Source organism: Allomuricauda sp. ARW1Y1 (assembly GCF_013407935.1).
Classification (GTDB): Bacteria; Bacteroidota; Bacteroidia; order Flavobacteriales; family Flavobacteriaceae; genus Flagellimonas.
Genome location: NZ_JACBZU010000004.1, coordinates 149,504 through 163,488 on the forward strand (window position 1 = coordinate 149,504; position 13,985 = coordinate 163,488).

At 44.8% G+C, this 13,985-nt stretch carries 14 protein-coding genes; 8 read left to right on the forward strand and 6 right to left on the reverse strand.

Annotation, left to right across the window (positions count from 1 at the left end):
• Positions 1-3 precede the first annotated feature (3 nt).
• Both pyrE and GGE08_RS11900 read left to right on the forward strand, forming a co-directional pair.
• Positions 4-645, forward strand: coding sequence for an orotate phosphoribosyltransferase (gene pyrE, locus GGE08_RS11895; protein ID WP_179385107.1), 642 nt, complete (start codon positions 4-6; stop codon positions 643-645).
• Positions 646-651: 6 nt separating this feature from the next.
• Positions 652-1,050 carry an SRPBCC family protein gene (locus tag GGE08_RS11900; RefSeq protein ID WP_179385108.1) on the forward strand — a complete coding sequence of 133 codons (399 nt, stop codon included), beginning with the start codon at positions 652-654 and terminating at the stop codon, positions 1,048-1,050.
• Here GGE08_RS11900 and GGE08_RS11905 read toward each other — a convergent pair.
• A complete protein-coding gene (locus tag GGE08_RS11905; RefSeq protein ID WP_179385109.1) occupies positions 1,044-1,787 on the reverse strand; it encodes a biotin--[acetyl-CoA-carboxylase] ligase in 744 nt (247 codons plus the stop codon). The two genes, GGE08_RS11900 and GGE08_RS11905, sit on opposite strands and share 7 nt — an antisense overlap.
• 82 nt (positions 1,788-1,869) lie before the next feature.
• On the opposite strand from GGE08_RS11905, the gene rsfS reads away from it, so the two are divergent.
• The 6 genes from rsfS (at position 1,870) to GGE08_RS11935 (ending at position 6,598) form a co-directional block, all read left to right on the forward strand.
• Entirely contained in the window at positions 1,870-2,247 is a 378-nt protein-coding gene (gene rsfS, locus GGE08_RS11910) for a ribosome silencing factor (protein WP_179385110.1), read from the forward strand.
• Between the two features lie 5 nt (positions 2,248-2,252).
• Positions 2,253-4,205 (forward strand): ATP-dependent zinc metalloprotease FtsH, encoded by a 1,953-nt coding sequence (gene ftsH, locus GGE08_RS11915; RefSeq protein ID WP_179385111.1) that lies wholly within the window; start codon positions 2,253-2,255, stop codon positions 4,203-4,205.
• Positions 4,206-4,270: 65 nt separating this feature from the next.
• Positions 4,271-4,879: an LUD domain-containing protein gene (locus tag GGE08_RS11920; protein ID WP_179385112.1), complete on the forward strand. Its 609-nt coding sequence runs from the start codon at positions 4,271-4,273 to the stop codon at positions 4,877-4,879.
• A gap of 4 nt (positions 4,880-4,883) precedes the next feature.
• Positions 4,884-5,687: a phosphatidate cytidylyltransferase gene (locus GGE08_RS11925; protein WP_179385113.1), complete on the forward strand. Its 804-nt coding sequence runs from the start codon at positions 4,884-4,886 to the stop codon at positions 5,685-5,687.
• A complete protein-coding gene (locus GGE08_RS11930) occupies positions 5,677-6,342 on the forward strand; it encodes a phosphatidylserine decarboxylase family protein (protein ID WP_179385114.1) in 666 nt (221 codons plus the stop codon). The genes GGE08_RS11925 and GGE08_RS11930 overlap by 11 nt, the downstream gene beginning before the upstream one ends.
• Positions 6,335-6,598 (forward strand): acyl-CoA-binding protein, encoded by a 264-nt coding sequence (locus tag GGE08_RS11935; RefSeq protein WP_179385115.1) that lies wholly within the window; start codon positions 6,335-6,337, stop codon positions 6,596-6,598. Before GGE08_RS11930 ends, GGE08_RS11935 begins: the two co-directional genes overlap by 8 nt.
• On the opposite strand, the gene GGE08_RS11940 is transcribed toward GGE08_RS11935, so the two are convergent.
• The 5 genes from GGE08_RS11940 to GGE08_RS11960 all read right to left on the reverse strand — a co-directional run bounded on the left by GGE08_RS11940 (position 6,595) and on the right by GGE08_RS11960 (position 13,936).
• Positions 6,595-7,863 (reverse strand): sterol desaturase family protein, encoded by a 1,269-nt coding sequence (locus tag GGE08_RS11940; RefSeq protein WP_179385116.1) that lies wholly within the window; start codon positions 7,861-7,863, stop codon positions 6,595-6,597. The two genes, GGE08_RS11935 and GGE08_RS11940, sit on opposite strands and share 4 nt — an antisense overlap.
• A 52-nt stretch (positions 7,864-7,915) precedes the next feature.
• Positions 7,916-8,746: a sugar phosphate nucleotidyltransferase gene (locus GGE08_RS11945; RefSeq protein ID WP_179385117.1), complete on the reverse strand. Its 831-nt coding sequence runs from the start codon at positions 8,744-8,746 to the stop codon at positions 7,916-7,918.
• Between the two features lie 5 nt (positions 8,747-8,751).
• Positions 8,752-9,804 carry a GHMP kinase gene (locus GGE08_RS11950; protein ID WP_179385118.1) on the reverse strand — a complete coding sequence of 351 codons (1,053 nt, stop codon included), beginning with the start codon at positions 9,802-9,804 and terminating at the stop codon, positions 8,752-8,754.
• A 12-nt stretch (positions 9,805-9,816) separates the two neighbouring features.
• A complete protein-coding gene (locus tag GGE08_RS11955; protein ID WP_179385119.1) occupies positions 9,817-11,205 on the reverse strand; it encodes a Gfo/Idh/MocA family protein in 1,389 nt (462 codons plus the stop codon).
• Positions 11,206-11,305: 100 nt separating this feature from the next.
• On the reverse strand, positions 11,306-13,936 hold the full coding sequence (locus tag GGE08_RS11960; protein WP_179385120.1) for a valine--tRNA ligase: 2,631 nt from the start codon (positions 13,934-13,936) through the stop codon (positions 11,306-11,308).
• Between the last annotated feature and the right edge of the window lie 49 nt (positions 13,937-13,985).

Consider the following 13,985-nt stretch of genomic DNA (forward strand, 5'->3'; position numbering starts at 1 on the left):
GCAATGGTTTTAGATAAGGGAATCGCAAAAAAAACAGCAGAGCTGTTATTACAAATTAATGCAATTAAGTTGGAACCTGAAAATCCTTTTACATGGGCTTCAGGTTGGAAATCGCCTATTTATTGTGATAATAGGATTATGCTCTCTTACCCTGCGGTAAGAAACTTTGTTCGAGAAGAAATTGCAAAGCAAGTAGAGAACCTCTACGGAAGGCCCGACGTGATTGCCGGCGTGGCCACGGGTGCCATCGGAATCGGTATTTTGGTAGCAGAGGCCCTAGGTCTTCCTTTTGTTTATGTAAGGCCAAAACCAAAAGAGCACGGTAGGCAAAATCAGATTGAAGGCTATTTTGAACCCGGACAAAGTGTTGTGGTCATCGAGGATTTGATCAGCACTGGCAACAGTAGCCTTAATGCTGTTCAAGCCCTGAAGGAGCAAAACGCCGATATCAAAGGAATGATTGCCATCTTCACCTACGGTTTTCCCGTTTCAACCGAAAACTTTGAAAAAGAGGGTGTGGAACTGCATACCCTCTCCGACTACGAGAATTTGATAGAGCAGGCTTCCGACACCCATTACATAAAAGAAAATCAATTACAGACCCTATTGGAGTGGAGATCGAATCCACAACAATGGAAACCATAGTTTACCATGCACATTGAGACCTCAAAAAAAATCGTATCCAAAAGCGATAAAGAAGTGTTTGAATTCCTGACGGATATCAAAAACTTTGAAACCTTAATGCCCGAGAATATCGAAAAATTTGAAGTGTTGGACGAGAATACCTTCAAGTTTGCCTTGAAAGGTATGCCGGAAATTGTGCTACGGCTCAAGGAACAGCATCCAAACGAAAAGGTAGTCTTGGGTGCAGCCAGCGATAAATTACCGTTTACACTTACAGCTGACATCAAAGCTTTGGATAATGATCAAAGTGAGGTCGGGCTAAGCTTCGAAGGGGAATTCAACGCCATGATGGCCATGATGATCAAAGGACCCATCACCAATTTTATGGGAACCCTGTCCAACAATATGGACAAAATCGGTCAGTAAAGAAGCGTTACCTCCTTTAGATCAAATTCCTTTAAAATCCGGTCCTCCAGTTCGATGACCAACTTTCCGGAGGTGGACACCCCTCGGATATAACCCATTAACCGCTCTCCTTTCGCGTTGGCAAAGGTCGAGGGCTTATCTCTTCTGAACAACAGTTGCTCGTAGGCGGGCAGCAATTGGGTGACTGTTTTAGCTTCCACGGTATCCAGTTGGAGTTTAAGGCATTCCAAAATGGTATGAAGGAGTTCGTCCAAATCGAAATTCCTACCAGTCACCAGCTTCAAGGAAGACGCCTTGTCCAAAACCCCAAAATCCGTCTGGTTTACATTAAGCCCGATGCCTATGATCGCTTCGCCCACTTTATTGCCCCTAAGCAAGTTTTCTATCAAAATGCCACAGATTTTTCGCGAACCTGACATAATGTCGTTAGGCCATTTGATCTGTACATCAGGAATGGCTAGCTTGTTCAAGGCATTGAAAACGGCCAAGGACACTGCAATATTGAGCGCAAATTGATGCCGGACACTCATGGCGTCAAACTTTTTTAAGACACTGAACGTTAAGTTTTTACCTCCTTCAGAATCCCAAACTGTATTCATTTGCCCCCTGCCCTTCAGCTGCCTACGGGTTACGACCACGGTATAATCCAAAGGATTTTCCGAGCGCAACAAATCTTTCAAAAAGATATTTGTGGAATCCGTGGCATCAAGTTTGAGTATCTGAAAATGTTTTCCCAATGTGACAAGCCTTTACGATTTGTTAAAAACTAGGGCTAAGAAAACAAAAAAAACATAACTTTGTAAAAACTAAACTTTTTGAATGCAGAAAAAGAAAGCTAGCGCAGATGAATTGATTGCCTTGATCCTGGAAGGAATAGAAGACGTTAAAGGAGTTGACATAAATCTACTGGACCTTAGGGAAATCGAAAATACAGTTTGCGACTACTTCATCATCTGTAACGGTACTTCCAACACACATGTGAACGCAATTGTATCCTCCGTGCAGAAAAAGGTCAGCAAGGCCCTGCAGGACAAGCCATGGCATGTTGAGGGTTCTGAGAACGCCGAATGGGTGCTTATGGACTATGTCAACGTTGTGGTGCATGTATTTCAAAAACACATTAGGGAATTCTATGATATTGAGGGGCTTTGGGGAGATGCCAAGGTCACTATGGTGGAAAGCAGTTACAATTCTTAAAAAAAATGGCAAAAGAAAACAACCCAAATAATAATACACCAAAGAAGCCACGTTTTAGTTCGTGGTGGATATATGGCGTAGTCATCGCATTGATTATCGGCTTCCAGTTTTTTGGTGGAAGCAATTTTTCAAGTACGGAAAAAACAACAACCTCCGAATTACAGGAATTCTTGCGCAATGGTGATATCTCCAAGATTGTCATCATTACCAATACCAGACAGGCCAAGGTATACCTCACCGAGGAGGCCATGAAGAAGGATGTTCACAAAGGAGTGGCCGAAAAGCCGCTGTTCCCATCAACCAATCTGGTTCCCCAGTATGTATTGGACTATGGTGACCTTCAGATTTTCCAGAACGAAATCACCGAGATAAAGAAAGAGAACAACTTGGATACCATTGTCGAGTTTGACACGGAATCCAATGTACTTGGCGAAATATTTTTGACGCTCTTACCATTTGCCTTGATCATTGGTATTTGGATCTACCTGATGCGTAGAATGTCAGGCGGTGCTGGAGGTGGTGCTGGTGGACAGATTTTCAACATAGGGAAGTCCAAGGCCAAACTCTTCGACGAGAAAACCGATACCCGTACATCGTTCAAAGATGTTGCTGGTTTGGAAGGGGCCAAGGAAGAGGTTCAAGAAATTGTGGAATTCCTTAAAAACCCGGATAAATACACTTCACTTGGTGGTAAAATCCCAAAGGGAGCCTTATTGGTAGGCCCTCCGGGAACGGGTAAAACCCTTTTGGCGAAAGCCGTAGCAGGTGAAGCCAAAGTTCCTTTCTTCTCCTTGTCCGGTTCGGATTTTGTGGAAATGTTCGTAGGGGTTGGAGCATCAAGGGTGCGTGACCTTTTCAAACAAGCAAAGGATAAGTCACCCGCTATCATTTTTATTGATGAAATCGACGCCATTGGACGAGCTAGGGGAAAAAACAACTTTACAGGTTCCAATGACGAACGTGAGAATACCTTGAACCAGTTATTGACCGAAATGGATGGATTTGGAACCAATACCAACGTAATTGTATTGGCCGCTACCAACCGTGCCGATGTTCTGGACAAAGCCTTGATGCGTGCAGGACGTTTTGACCGTCAAATCTATGTGGACCTGCCCGACCTCAACGAAAGAAAAGAAATATTCGAAGTACACCTTCGTCCTATAAAAACCGCCGAAACCCTGGATTTGGACTTTTTGGCCAAACAGACCCCAGGTTTCTCCGGAGCCGATATTGCCAACGTTTGTAACGAAGCGGCATTGATCGCTGCCCGTAAGGAGAAAAAAGCAGTTACCAAACAAGATTTCTTGGATGCCGTGGATAGAATTGTGGGCGGTCTGGAAAAAAAGAACAAAATTATCACCCCAGAAGAGAAAAAGACCATTGCATTCCACGAAGCAGGTCACGCCACGGTAAGCTGGATGCTGGAACATGCCGCGCCTTTGGTGAAAGTGACCATCGTTCCTCGAGGTCAGTCGCTTGGAGCTGCTTGGTATTTGCCCGAAGAACGTTTGATCGTACGACCAGAACAGATGTTGGATGAGATGTGTGCCACCATGGGAGGTAGAGCCGCTGAGAAAGTGATGTTCGGAAAAATTTCAACAGGGGCATTGAGCGATTTGGAGAAAGTGACCAAACAGGCCAGGGCCATGGTGACCATTTACGGACTGAATGACGAATTGGGCAATATCACCTATTACGATTCCACGGGTCAAAACGAGTACGGCTTTACCAAACCTTATAGTGAGGAAACGGCCCAAAAGATTGATCAGGAAATATCCAAAATGATTGAAGCGCAATATCAAAGGGCCATTAAATTGTTGGAGGACAACAAGGACAAACTCACCGAGCTTGCCGAACGTCTTTTGGACAAGGAGGTCATATTCAAGGATGATTTGGAAAAAATCTTTGGACAGCGCCCTTTTGAAAAAGAGGAAGAAAAGTTGGAGCCAGCAGAGTAATCGCTACAAACAACATCTAATCAAAGGAGTTATATTGATTAAGTAGAAAGAACACAAAACCATTAATGGGAGTTTTTAAAAAACTTTTCGGAGGAGGAAAAAAGGTTTCCAAAGAAACTGCGGAAACCCGGGGAGAACACATGCCCGACCTAAAAATTCCCGTTGATGAAAAGTTTACCATCTACTTCAAAAAAAATGGTGGAAAGTTCATTTACTGTGAAGATTTTGCCGAGGTTTCCGAGGCCCTCAAAAACATCGTTTCGGAAAACGACTGGCAAAACCACCTCTTCTATTCGCTGGACCCAAGGATAGAGACCAAGTTTGCTTCGGAAAAGCTTCAATTCACCAACAATCGTAACGAAAGCGATATTTTCTTTACCACCTGCGAACACTTGGTGGCCCATAATGGGTCCATTTTGGTGTGTTCCCATCAAATCAAGGAAAAGAAACTGGACGAGTTACCGTCCAACCTCATTGTGTTCGCCACCACGAGCCAGCTGGTAGATTCCATTAGCGAAGCACTCAAAATAATCAAGGAACGGTACCAGAAAAACATCCCCAACAATATCACCACCCTAAAGCACTTTCAGCAAACACCCGAAAATAAAGATGACTTTCTTTCCTATGGGAGTGCTTCCAAAAATGTATATCTTTTACTCCTAGAAGATTTCTGAGTAGATGAGAGAAATTTTAAGACGCTCCATAACAGGGGTAATTTACGTAGTACTTCTGTTGGGCGCAGTATTTTTGAGTTCGGACGCCTTCGACTTTCTTTTTATGGCCTTCGGACTTGGATGTCTGTATGAGTACAAGCGAATTGTAAAGCTAAAGGGGTACTACATCTTCATGGCCTATTTGACACTGTGGTGGGTTTTTATTTACCTCACCAACGACACTATGGCCGTGAACATGCTCATGCTTTGCACCATCGCGGTGGACATTGCCCTATTGATGTTCCTGTTCTCCAAAAAACCCAAATATTTCAATGACGTACAGAAATTCTTGATCGGGCTCTTCTATATTGGTGGCGGGTGTATTTTTTTGACGATGATACCTTACAAGATTGATGAATTTGCCCAATTTTTGATCATGGGCATCTTTATTTTGATATGGGTAAACGATACATTTGCCTATCTGGTGGGACGAACTTTGGGACGCACCAAACTTTTTCCTGCAGTTTCCCCAAAAAAAACTATTGAAGGTTCTGTCGGAGGTCTTATTTTTGCACTGGTCGCCGCCTATTTTTTATCGTGGTACGAAACACGGCTTTCGATAATCGAGTGGATGGCAATGGCTTGCTTGATCGTGGTTGCAGGAAGTTTGGGCGACTTGTTGGAATCCAAGTTTAAACGAATGGCCGGTGTAAAAGATAGCGGCGCTATCCTGCCGGGACATGGTGGAATCTGGGACCGATTGGACAGTTTGGTGTTTGCCGCACCATTTGCATATTTGATTTTAAATATTTTCTCCTATGTTTCATAAAGAGGGTCAAAAAATAATCATATTCACTTTTTTTATAGTGGTGGCCATTGTATTGGCGGCACAATACACTATGGATTTGGAATGGGCCCGAATGACGGTTCAGATTGCGGCGCTATTGCTTTTGGTGGCCATCTTGCAATTTTTTAGAAACCCAAAGAGATTGGTGACCCCTAACTTTGATGAAATATTGGCTCCAGTGGACGGAAAGGTCGTGGTAATCGAAGAGGTGGATGAACCCGAATATTTCAAAGGAAAGCGAAAGCAGGTCTCCATTTTTATGTCGCCCGTCAATGTTCATGTTACCCGTTATCCCGCCAGTGGTACTGTCACCTACTCCAAATATCACCCCGGAAAATATTTAGTGGCTTGGCATCCCAAATCCAGCACCGATAACGAGCGAACCACGATAATACTGCATACCCCAAAATTTGGCGAGATCGGATACCGACAAATTGCAGGTGCCATGGCACGAAGAATCGTAAACTACGCCGAGGAGGGCGAACAGGTTACACAAGGGGAAGATGCTGGTTTCATCAAATTCGGTTCACGGGTGGATTTGCTTTTGCCGCTTGACTGCGACATCACCGTAAAACTGAATCAAAAAGTAATCGGGGCACGCACGTGCATTGCATCGGTAAGACCATTGGATGACTAAGGAGGAGTTACATAAACGATTTGAGGATGCCGTTAACTTTGTTAACGACTACACGGATCCACTTCCTGCGGACCTCTTATTAAAACTCTACGCCTACTTTAAGATTGCCAACAAAAATTTTGAAAACCCCGGCAGTCGAACTCCGCTCATCAATGCGTTCAAGGCAAATGCACTCTTTCAGGCCAAGAGCATCAGTGTGGAAGAGGCCATGGAAAACTATGTGAACATAGTTGAGAAGGAGCTTAAAAACCTTTAAGAGGCCCAATCAGCCGTCGCAAAGGATTTCTCCACATAAGTAAAGTAAACACCCCCGAAAATAGTAATCAAGAAATAGAGGGCCACCAGATAGCTCCCAATGGATACATAAGCATCGATGCCAAACCAATCGCCCGATAAATAGATTAGTACCAATCCTGCCACACCCCGAATCACCTCAATCCAAACAGCATACGATTTTCGGTCCATTAGGGTGGTGTACCCATAAATACCGACAAAGATAAACGCCCCAAACAACAGCAAGCCATCAAATCCGATTTCCAAATAGCTGTAGAACATAAAAAGCATCAAAAAAGTAGTTGCGATCAATTGGAAAAGGGCATATCCCTTTAACCAAGGTGAAGTTTCGGGACTGTATTTTTTGAAATTGTAGACATCTTGGATAACCTCAACCGGATATTTGTCCTTCACGTCCTGCGGACGCCATCCTGTGGGCATAAACCATATCCGAAGTTTGTCCCAATAGCTTCGGGTGCGCCATGCGTCCTGCATCAATCGCCATATATGTTGAAAATTGATGATGATGGGATTCCAAGTATTCGCCGGTTTCAGCACCCCGTATTGTGGCGGCACATCATCCAACTCCTCTTGAAAGGTACCGAACATGCGATCCCAAATACAAAAAATCTGTCCTAGGTTTTTGTCGATATACTCTGGATTGATGGCATGGTGCACCCGATGTTGCGAAGGGGTCACGATAACATATTCCAGAATCCCCATTTTGCCAATATACTGGGTATGGTACCAAAACTGGGCAAAGAGGTGTATCGGGGCCAATATGGCGATCACTTGATTGGGAACGCCCAATAGGGCGGCCGGAATCAACAAAAGGGCATAGTACCCCAACAAGTTGGAAATAGGCTGCCGCAGCGCACAGGCCAAATTAAACTCTTCACTGCTGTGATGTATCACATGCTGGTTCCAAAAAAGATTGATGTGATGGCTCAACCTATGGTTCCAATAACCGGCAAAATCCAAAGCAATAAAAGCCACCACCCAGACCAACCAAGTTGCCTTGATCTCGATAAGTGCCAAATGTTCCAACAAAAAGGGGTAGCTCACCAAAATAAGCACAAGGCCCAATGAATCCTTCACCACATTGGTCAAACCTGAGCTAAGACTGCTCACGGTATCCATGAGGTTGTGTTTTTGATCCTTTACAAATCGGCCATACAAAATTTCGATAAGTACAAGACCGATAAAAAATGGCGTGGCATATAACAATGCCGTTGCATACGATTCCATTTCAAAAATTTAAACGTTACCCGATGCAAACATGGGATTTGCTGCCCTTAAGTTAGTCCAAATTTTTAAATAATTGAATATCGTTGGCATCGGTCAAGTCGGGAATATGTTCGGAACGTGGTATACAAAGTACGGCTTTAGGGTGGTCGGCCACCAACATTCCAACAGCCTTCGGAAGTTCCTTTTCATTACGAACCGGGTCCATGGGGCAGTTTTTCAAATATGGATAAACCTCAGCTCCAAAAAAACTAAAAATGTTCATGCTTACCCGAAGCTCGCCCGTGGCATCTTTATATTGGGGCACATCCTCCACATCTGGTTTTTCAATGATTTGCCGTAAAAATCCATCCGAAGAAATATCCATTACCGCAAACTTGGCTATGCGCTCCTCGGTATACTCAAAACCAGAACTGCCATAGCTAATCAACGCATGAGGGGCTTTTCTATCTTTCCTTAAATCCTTGAGGGCTCCAACAGAATAAAGGTTATCGCCATTACAAACCGTAAAAGTGGTCCGTTGCAATTCAGGGTATTGATCCAAACATTGCTGAAGTGCATCAGCCGTACCCAATGGTTTTTGGCGTCCTTCGGGAACTTCTTGCACGGCCAGGTGGACTTCCAGGTCTTTGGAAAACATCCTTTGATCTTTCAATTGTTGAAAGGCGGTATTTTCCGGGCTGGTGATCAAGTACAGTTTGGTGTATCCTGCCTCCACCGCATTCCGTACCAAATAATACAAAAAAGGATGCCCTTTCTTACCTACGGGAATCAAGCTTTTATGGGGAATGTGGTCCATAATGGTTCTTTCTTCCCTAGCTTTTAGACTTCGCTTCATACGTGAGGACGCACCCCCTACCATTACAATCAAACTCGTGTTTTCCATCTTTCTCAATTCGTTAGGTTCACCGCATAGACAGCTTTGGCCCCATGGTCCAAAAAGGCGCGTTTCACCCTTTCCTCCGTATCCTCCGTTACCATGGCTACCATACAGCCGCCCCCTCCCGAACCAATGGTCTTTGTCCCAAGGGCTCCGGCTTCGCGTGCGGCCTTCATCATTTGTGCCATTTCCAAAGGGGTATTCTTGATTTCATCTTCAAGGATACGCTGGTGCTGGTTCATCAAATCTCCCAAAAACAGGATATTCGGATTTGGTCGGAGCAGCTCCTTTTTTGCTTCCAAGGTAATATGGTAGTTATAAATAGTGGCATACCAATAGCCTTTAAGTTCTTCGGGAACCAAATCGATATATTTTTCGTAGTCTTTTGGCGTGGCTTGCTTCAAATTGAAGTCGGTATGTTCATTTTGGACCGATGCCACCGCCTGTTGAGCATATACCCGAGCATTTTTGAGTACTTCCAATGTTTTTTTGGGTACTCCCGATTCCGCCACGAGCAATTTTCCCAAATCGGCCTTTAATCGTGTACTTTCACCTGTTTCCGTATCGATATAAATGAGTCCTTTTTGAGCTATGGTATACTGGTCCATGAGTCCTCCGGGCTGATCAAAGAACAGAACTTCGGCCTCATAGGCCCACTTTCCAATTTGTTCATCACTGATTTGATGGGATTTGCCTGCTGCCTCGACCAAAAAACGTATCCAAGCGACCACCAAGGCCGAAGAACTGGACAAGCCAGCATTCAATGGTATGTTTCCAGTAATCTCCACATCATAGCCTTGCTGCCAATGGAAGTTATTCTGTCTTAAAACGGCCATCACCGATCTAAAATAATCTCCTGATCTGACCTCCTTCAAACTATCTTGCAAAGCAACGGAGACCCCATCATCAAGATCTAATAGTTTTATAGTGTAGCTCCCATTGGAATTGGGTACTCCCTTAATCTTGATGTAACGGTCTATGGTTCCCGCAATAACGGGCAGACCTAAATAATCTTGATGGTCGCCGTAAAAACAGATTCGGGCCGGAACTTTTATGTCAATCATCAATTTGCTCTATTAATCAACAATTTCCAAAGGTGCAGTTTCTTTCCAGTTGCCCCTCGTAAAATCAGGGAAAGGCTGGGGCGCCCCACCGCTGGCCACGGAACGTTCACTCAATGGGGAAACTGCACTCCACAAACAACCCTCGTACACATTTTGGTCCAAAGGAAGTCCTTTCTGGAGGCATTCCACGATACGGTACACCATGATGCCATCCATGCCTCCATGTCCACTGCCCTTGGCCGCCTCGTTCAGTCTTTTATAAAGAGGATGGTCGTATTTCTCGTATAATTTTTGAAGTTGCTCCCCTTGCACCCAAGAGTGATGGTCTTTGGTAAGCCCTTCCACCCCACCTTCCAATGCAACACGGGTTGGGAAGCCAGCCAAAATTCCTTTGGTTCCTTGCACTAAGTTTAATCGAGAATAAGGTCTTGGACTGGTTTCGTCCCACTGCACCATAATGGTTTTTCCCATAGCGGTTTTAATGATGGATGTATTTAAATCTCCACCTTTAAAATCGAGTCGATTCCATTTATGGTCGGATGGATAATTTTTCTCGGCATATAGTTCACGCCCCCTCGCTGGCGTGGAGAAGGAAACCAAGCTGCCAAAAGTATCATCTTGCCGTGCGAGGTTCATATATTGGGCCACCGGTCCCAGACCATGGGTAGGATATAGGTTTCCATTTCGTTTGGCATAGTGGTAGGTCCGCCATGAGCCCGTACCTCGCTCCTGCTCTTCCATTTGCCATCGTAATTCGTGAATGTACGCTGCTTCCCCGTGCAAGATTTCACCAATCACCCCTTGTCGGCACATATTGAGGAACATTAACTCATCCCGACTGTAATTGACGTTTTCCAACATCATACAGTGTTTTTGGGTGCGTTCGCTCGCATCCACAATATCCCACATCTCCTGAATGGTGGTTGCAATGGGTACCTCAACAAAGGCATGTGCCCCGTGTTCCATGGCACCGATGGCCATTGGGGCATGGTTGGCCCAATTAGTGGCAATAAAAACAATATCTGGTCGCACTTCTTTTAGCATGGTTCGCCATGCATCCTCATCACCCCAGTATGGTTTGATGTTTTTATGCCGATTTTCCCCGGCCGCCTCTTTTACCCATTGGGTCTTTTCTTTTACCAAATCTTCATACAAATCACAAATGGCGACCACCTCGGTACCTTCCAGCGCAGCAAAGAACTTGGCATGGGTTCCCCCTCTGGCACCTACACCAATGAAAGCGGCACGCACCTTTTCCAATTGAGGTGCAGCAAATCCACCCATATAGGTTGATGCCAAAGGGCGTTCCAAATTGGCTTTTAAATACGATGGAGCAATGGTTATCGCGGCAGCAGAAAGTGAAGTTTTTTGGATAAAACTTCGTCTATCGAGGTTTTTCATAAGTGCAAAAGACGTTGGTTATTGTTCGTCCAAAGTATGAAAAATAAAAAGAAAAGGGAAGCAGACTTCCCTTCTCAAACTCATGATATGACAGCCAAAGTTATTTTAAACTGGCTAGGCTTTTTTCCAAGGTCTCGATTTTGGCCTCCGCGTCGGCCGCTTTTTTGCGTTCCATGGCCACGACTTGCTCGGGAGCATTGTTTACAAAGCGTTCGTTGCCCAACTTTTTTTCAACGGACTTCAAAAATCCTTTGGTATAGTTCAGCTCCTCCGTAATCTTGGCTATTTCCGCCTCCACATCGATAGCTCCGCTAATGGGAATAAAGTACTCGTTACTTTTCACCCGAAACGTCAGGGCGCCATCCAAACTGGCATCTATGGTTTCCATGGTCGAGAGGTTGCCCAATTTGATGATGATGGCATCCATTTGGGAACTTACGCCTTCGGCATTCAACATAAAAAGCTCCAACGCATCTTTCTGCGGGATGTTTTTCTCTTTTCTGATGGTTCTGACTCCGGAAATGACCTCCGCAGCAAAATCAAAATCTGAGATCAACTGGGTATTCACCTTTTCTGCTTTTGGCCATTGGGAAACGATAAGTGCCTCCTCTGGGCTGCGTTCGGCAATGTGCTGCCAAACCTCCTCGGTCAAGAATGGCATAAAGGGGTGCAACAGTTTTAGGTTTTCCTCAAAAAGACGCAACACCTCCTCGTATGTTTTCCGATCAATGGGTTTCTGGTATTCCGGTTTTACAATTTCCAACAGCCACGAGCAGAAATCGTCCCAAACCATTTTGTAAATGGCCATGAGGGCATCGGAAATTCGGTATTTGGAAAAATGGTCTTCTATTTCAACCAAAGTCTGATTGAATTTGGCCTTGTACCATTCGATTCCTTTTACTGCGGCTTCGGGCTGAGCAATATCGGCTGTCTCCCAACCTCTTACCAATCGAAAGGCGTTCCATATTTTATTGGCAAAGTTGGCTCCTTGTTGGCAAAGGGCTTCATCAAACAATAAATCGTTACCTGCGGCGGAGCTCAATAAAAGGCCCACACGGACTCCATCAGCACCAAAATCATCTATCAATTGGAGTGCATCGGGGGAGTTCCCCAAGGATTTGGACATTTTTCGACGTTGCTTATCGCGAACCAATCCTGTGAGGTAAACATTTTCAAAGGGTCGTTTTCCTCTATACTCATACCCGGCCATGATCATTCTGGCCACCCAAAAGAACAAAATATCGGGTCCGGTAACCAAGTCGCTGGTCGGATAATAATAATTGACCTCATCATTTTCTGGCTCCAAAATACCTCCAAACACGCTGATGGGCCATAACCAAGAGGAGAACCAGGTATCCAATACATCTGGGTCCTGTTTCAAGTCTGAAGCTCGAAGTCCGAGGTCCGAAGTTTTTTCCTGTGCCAGTTTGAGTGCTTCTTCCGGAGTTTCGGCCACGACAAAATCCTCTTTTCCATCACCGTAATAATAGGCAGGAATCTGCTGACCCCACCATAATTGTCGGGAAATGTTCCAATCGCGGATATTTTCCATCCAATGGCGATAGGTGTTATCGAACTTTGATGGGTATAGTTTTACATCCTTGGTTTCCAAAACCCCTTCCAAGGCAGGTTTGGCCAAATTTTCCATCTTTAGGAACCACTGATCGGACAATCGGGGCTCGATTACAGCTTTGGTCCGTTCGGAAGTACCCACTTTATTGGTATGCTGTTCGGTCTTCACCAAATATCCCTTTTCCTGTAGCTCTTTCACAATCTCCTTTCGTACCTCAAAACGGTCCTTCCCCTCGTAGTGCAATCCAAAGGAATTGAGACTGGCATCCTCGTTGAAGATATCGATAACCTCCAAATTGTGCTTGTCCCCAAGATTTTTATCGTTTTCGTCATGCGCCGGAGTAACTTTGAGACATCCAGTCCCAAACTCAACGTCCACATATTCGTCCTCAATGATAGGTATGACTCGGTCGCAAATGGGCACAATGGCCTTTTTGCCCCGTAAATGACGATATCTTTCATCATTGGGGTTGATGCAGATGGCGGTATCTCCCAAAATGGTTTCTGGACGCGTAGTGGCAATGGTCACTTTCTCGTCAGAACCTTCAATGGCATAGGACAAATAATACAGGTTGCCTTGTCGTTCTTCATAAATGACCTCCTCATCCGATAGGGTGGTCTTGGCTTCGGGATCCCAGTTCACCATTCGGTACCCCCTGTAAATCAAACCTTTATTATATAAATCAACAAAAACTTTGATCACCGATGCTGACATATCGTCATCCATAGTGAATTTGGTGCGATCCCAATCGCAGGAACACCCCAGTTTTTTTAACTGTTGCAAAATAACCCCTCCGTACTCGTTGGTCCAGTCCCAGGCGTGTTTCAAAAATTCATCACGCGACAGTTTTGACTTATCGATACCATCAGCCTTCAATTTGGCAACCACCTTGGCTTCGGTAGCAATGGATGCATGGTCCATCCCGGGAACCCAGCAGGCGTTTTTACCCAAGAGCCTTGCCCTGCGAATCAAGACATCTTGAATGGTATTGTTGAGCATATGGCCCATATGAAGCACGCCCGTTACGTTGGGCGGGGGGATTACAATGGTATAGGGCTCCCTATCATCGGGCTTGGAACTGAAGTACTTATGCTCCGACCAGTAGGCATACCAGTGCTCTTCCACCCGTTTTGGGTCATATTTTGATGGAATTTCCATGTTTCGGTACAGTTTTTGTTTAATTGGACTGTGATTGGTTTTTTTTGAA

Bases quoted from the DNA above. Each gene is read 5' to 3' on its own strand.
- pyrE (WP_179385107.1), top strand. From the start codon at position 4: ATGGTTTTAGATAAGGGAATCGCAAAAAAAACAGCAGAGCTGTTATTA.
- GGE08_RS11900 (WP_179385108.1), top strand. From the start codon at position 652: ATGCACATTGAGACCTCAAAAAAAATCGTATCCAAAAGCGATAAAGAA.
- rsfS (WP_179385110.1), top strand. From the start codon at position 1,870: ATGCAGAAAAAGAAAGCTAGCGCAGATGAATTGATTGCCTTGATCCTG.
- ftsH (WP_179385111.1), top strand. From the start codon at position 2,253: ATGGCAAAAGAAAACAACCCAAATAATAATACACCAAAGAAGCCACGT.
- GGE08_RS11920 (WP_179385112.1), top strand. From the start codon at position 4,271: ATGGGAGTTTTTAAAAAACTTTTCGGAGGAGGAAAAAAGGTTTCCAAA.
- GGE08_RS11925 (WP_179385113.1), top strand. From the start codon at position 4,884: ATGAGAGAAATTTTAAGACGCTCCATAACAGGGGTAATTTACGTAGTA.
- GGE08_RS11930 (WP_179385114.1), top strand. From the start codon at position 5,677: ATGTTTCATAAAGAGGGTCAAAAAATAATCATATTCACTTTTTTTATA.
- GGE08_RS11935 (WP_179385115.1), top strand. From the start codon at position 6,335: ATGACTAAGGAGGAGTTACATAAACGATTTGAGGATGCCGTTAACTTT.
- GGE08_RS11940 (WP_179385116.1), bottom strand. From the start codon at position 7,863: ATGGAATCGTATGCAACGGCATTGTTATATGCCACGCCATTTTTTATC.
- GGE08_RS11945 (WP_179385117.1), bottom strand. From the start codon at position 8,746: ATGGAAAACACGAGTTTGATTGTAATGGTAGGGGGTGCGTCCTCACGT.
- GGE08_RS11950 (WP_179385118.1), bottom strand. From the start codon at position 9,804: ATGATTGACATAAAAGTTCCGGCCCGAATCTGTTTTTACGGCGACCAT.
- GGE08_RS11955 (WP_179385119.1), bottom strand. From the start codon at position 11,205: ATGAAAAACCTCGATAGACGAAGTTTTATCCAAAAAACTTCACTTTCT.
- GGE08_RS11960 (WP_179385120.1), bottom strand. From the start codon at position 13,936: ATGGAAATTCCATCAAAATATGACCCAAAACGGGTGGAAGAGCACTGG.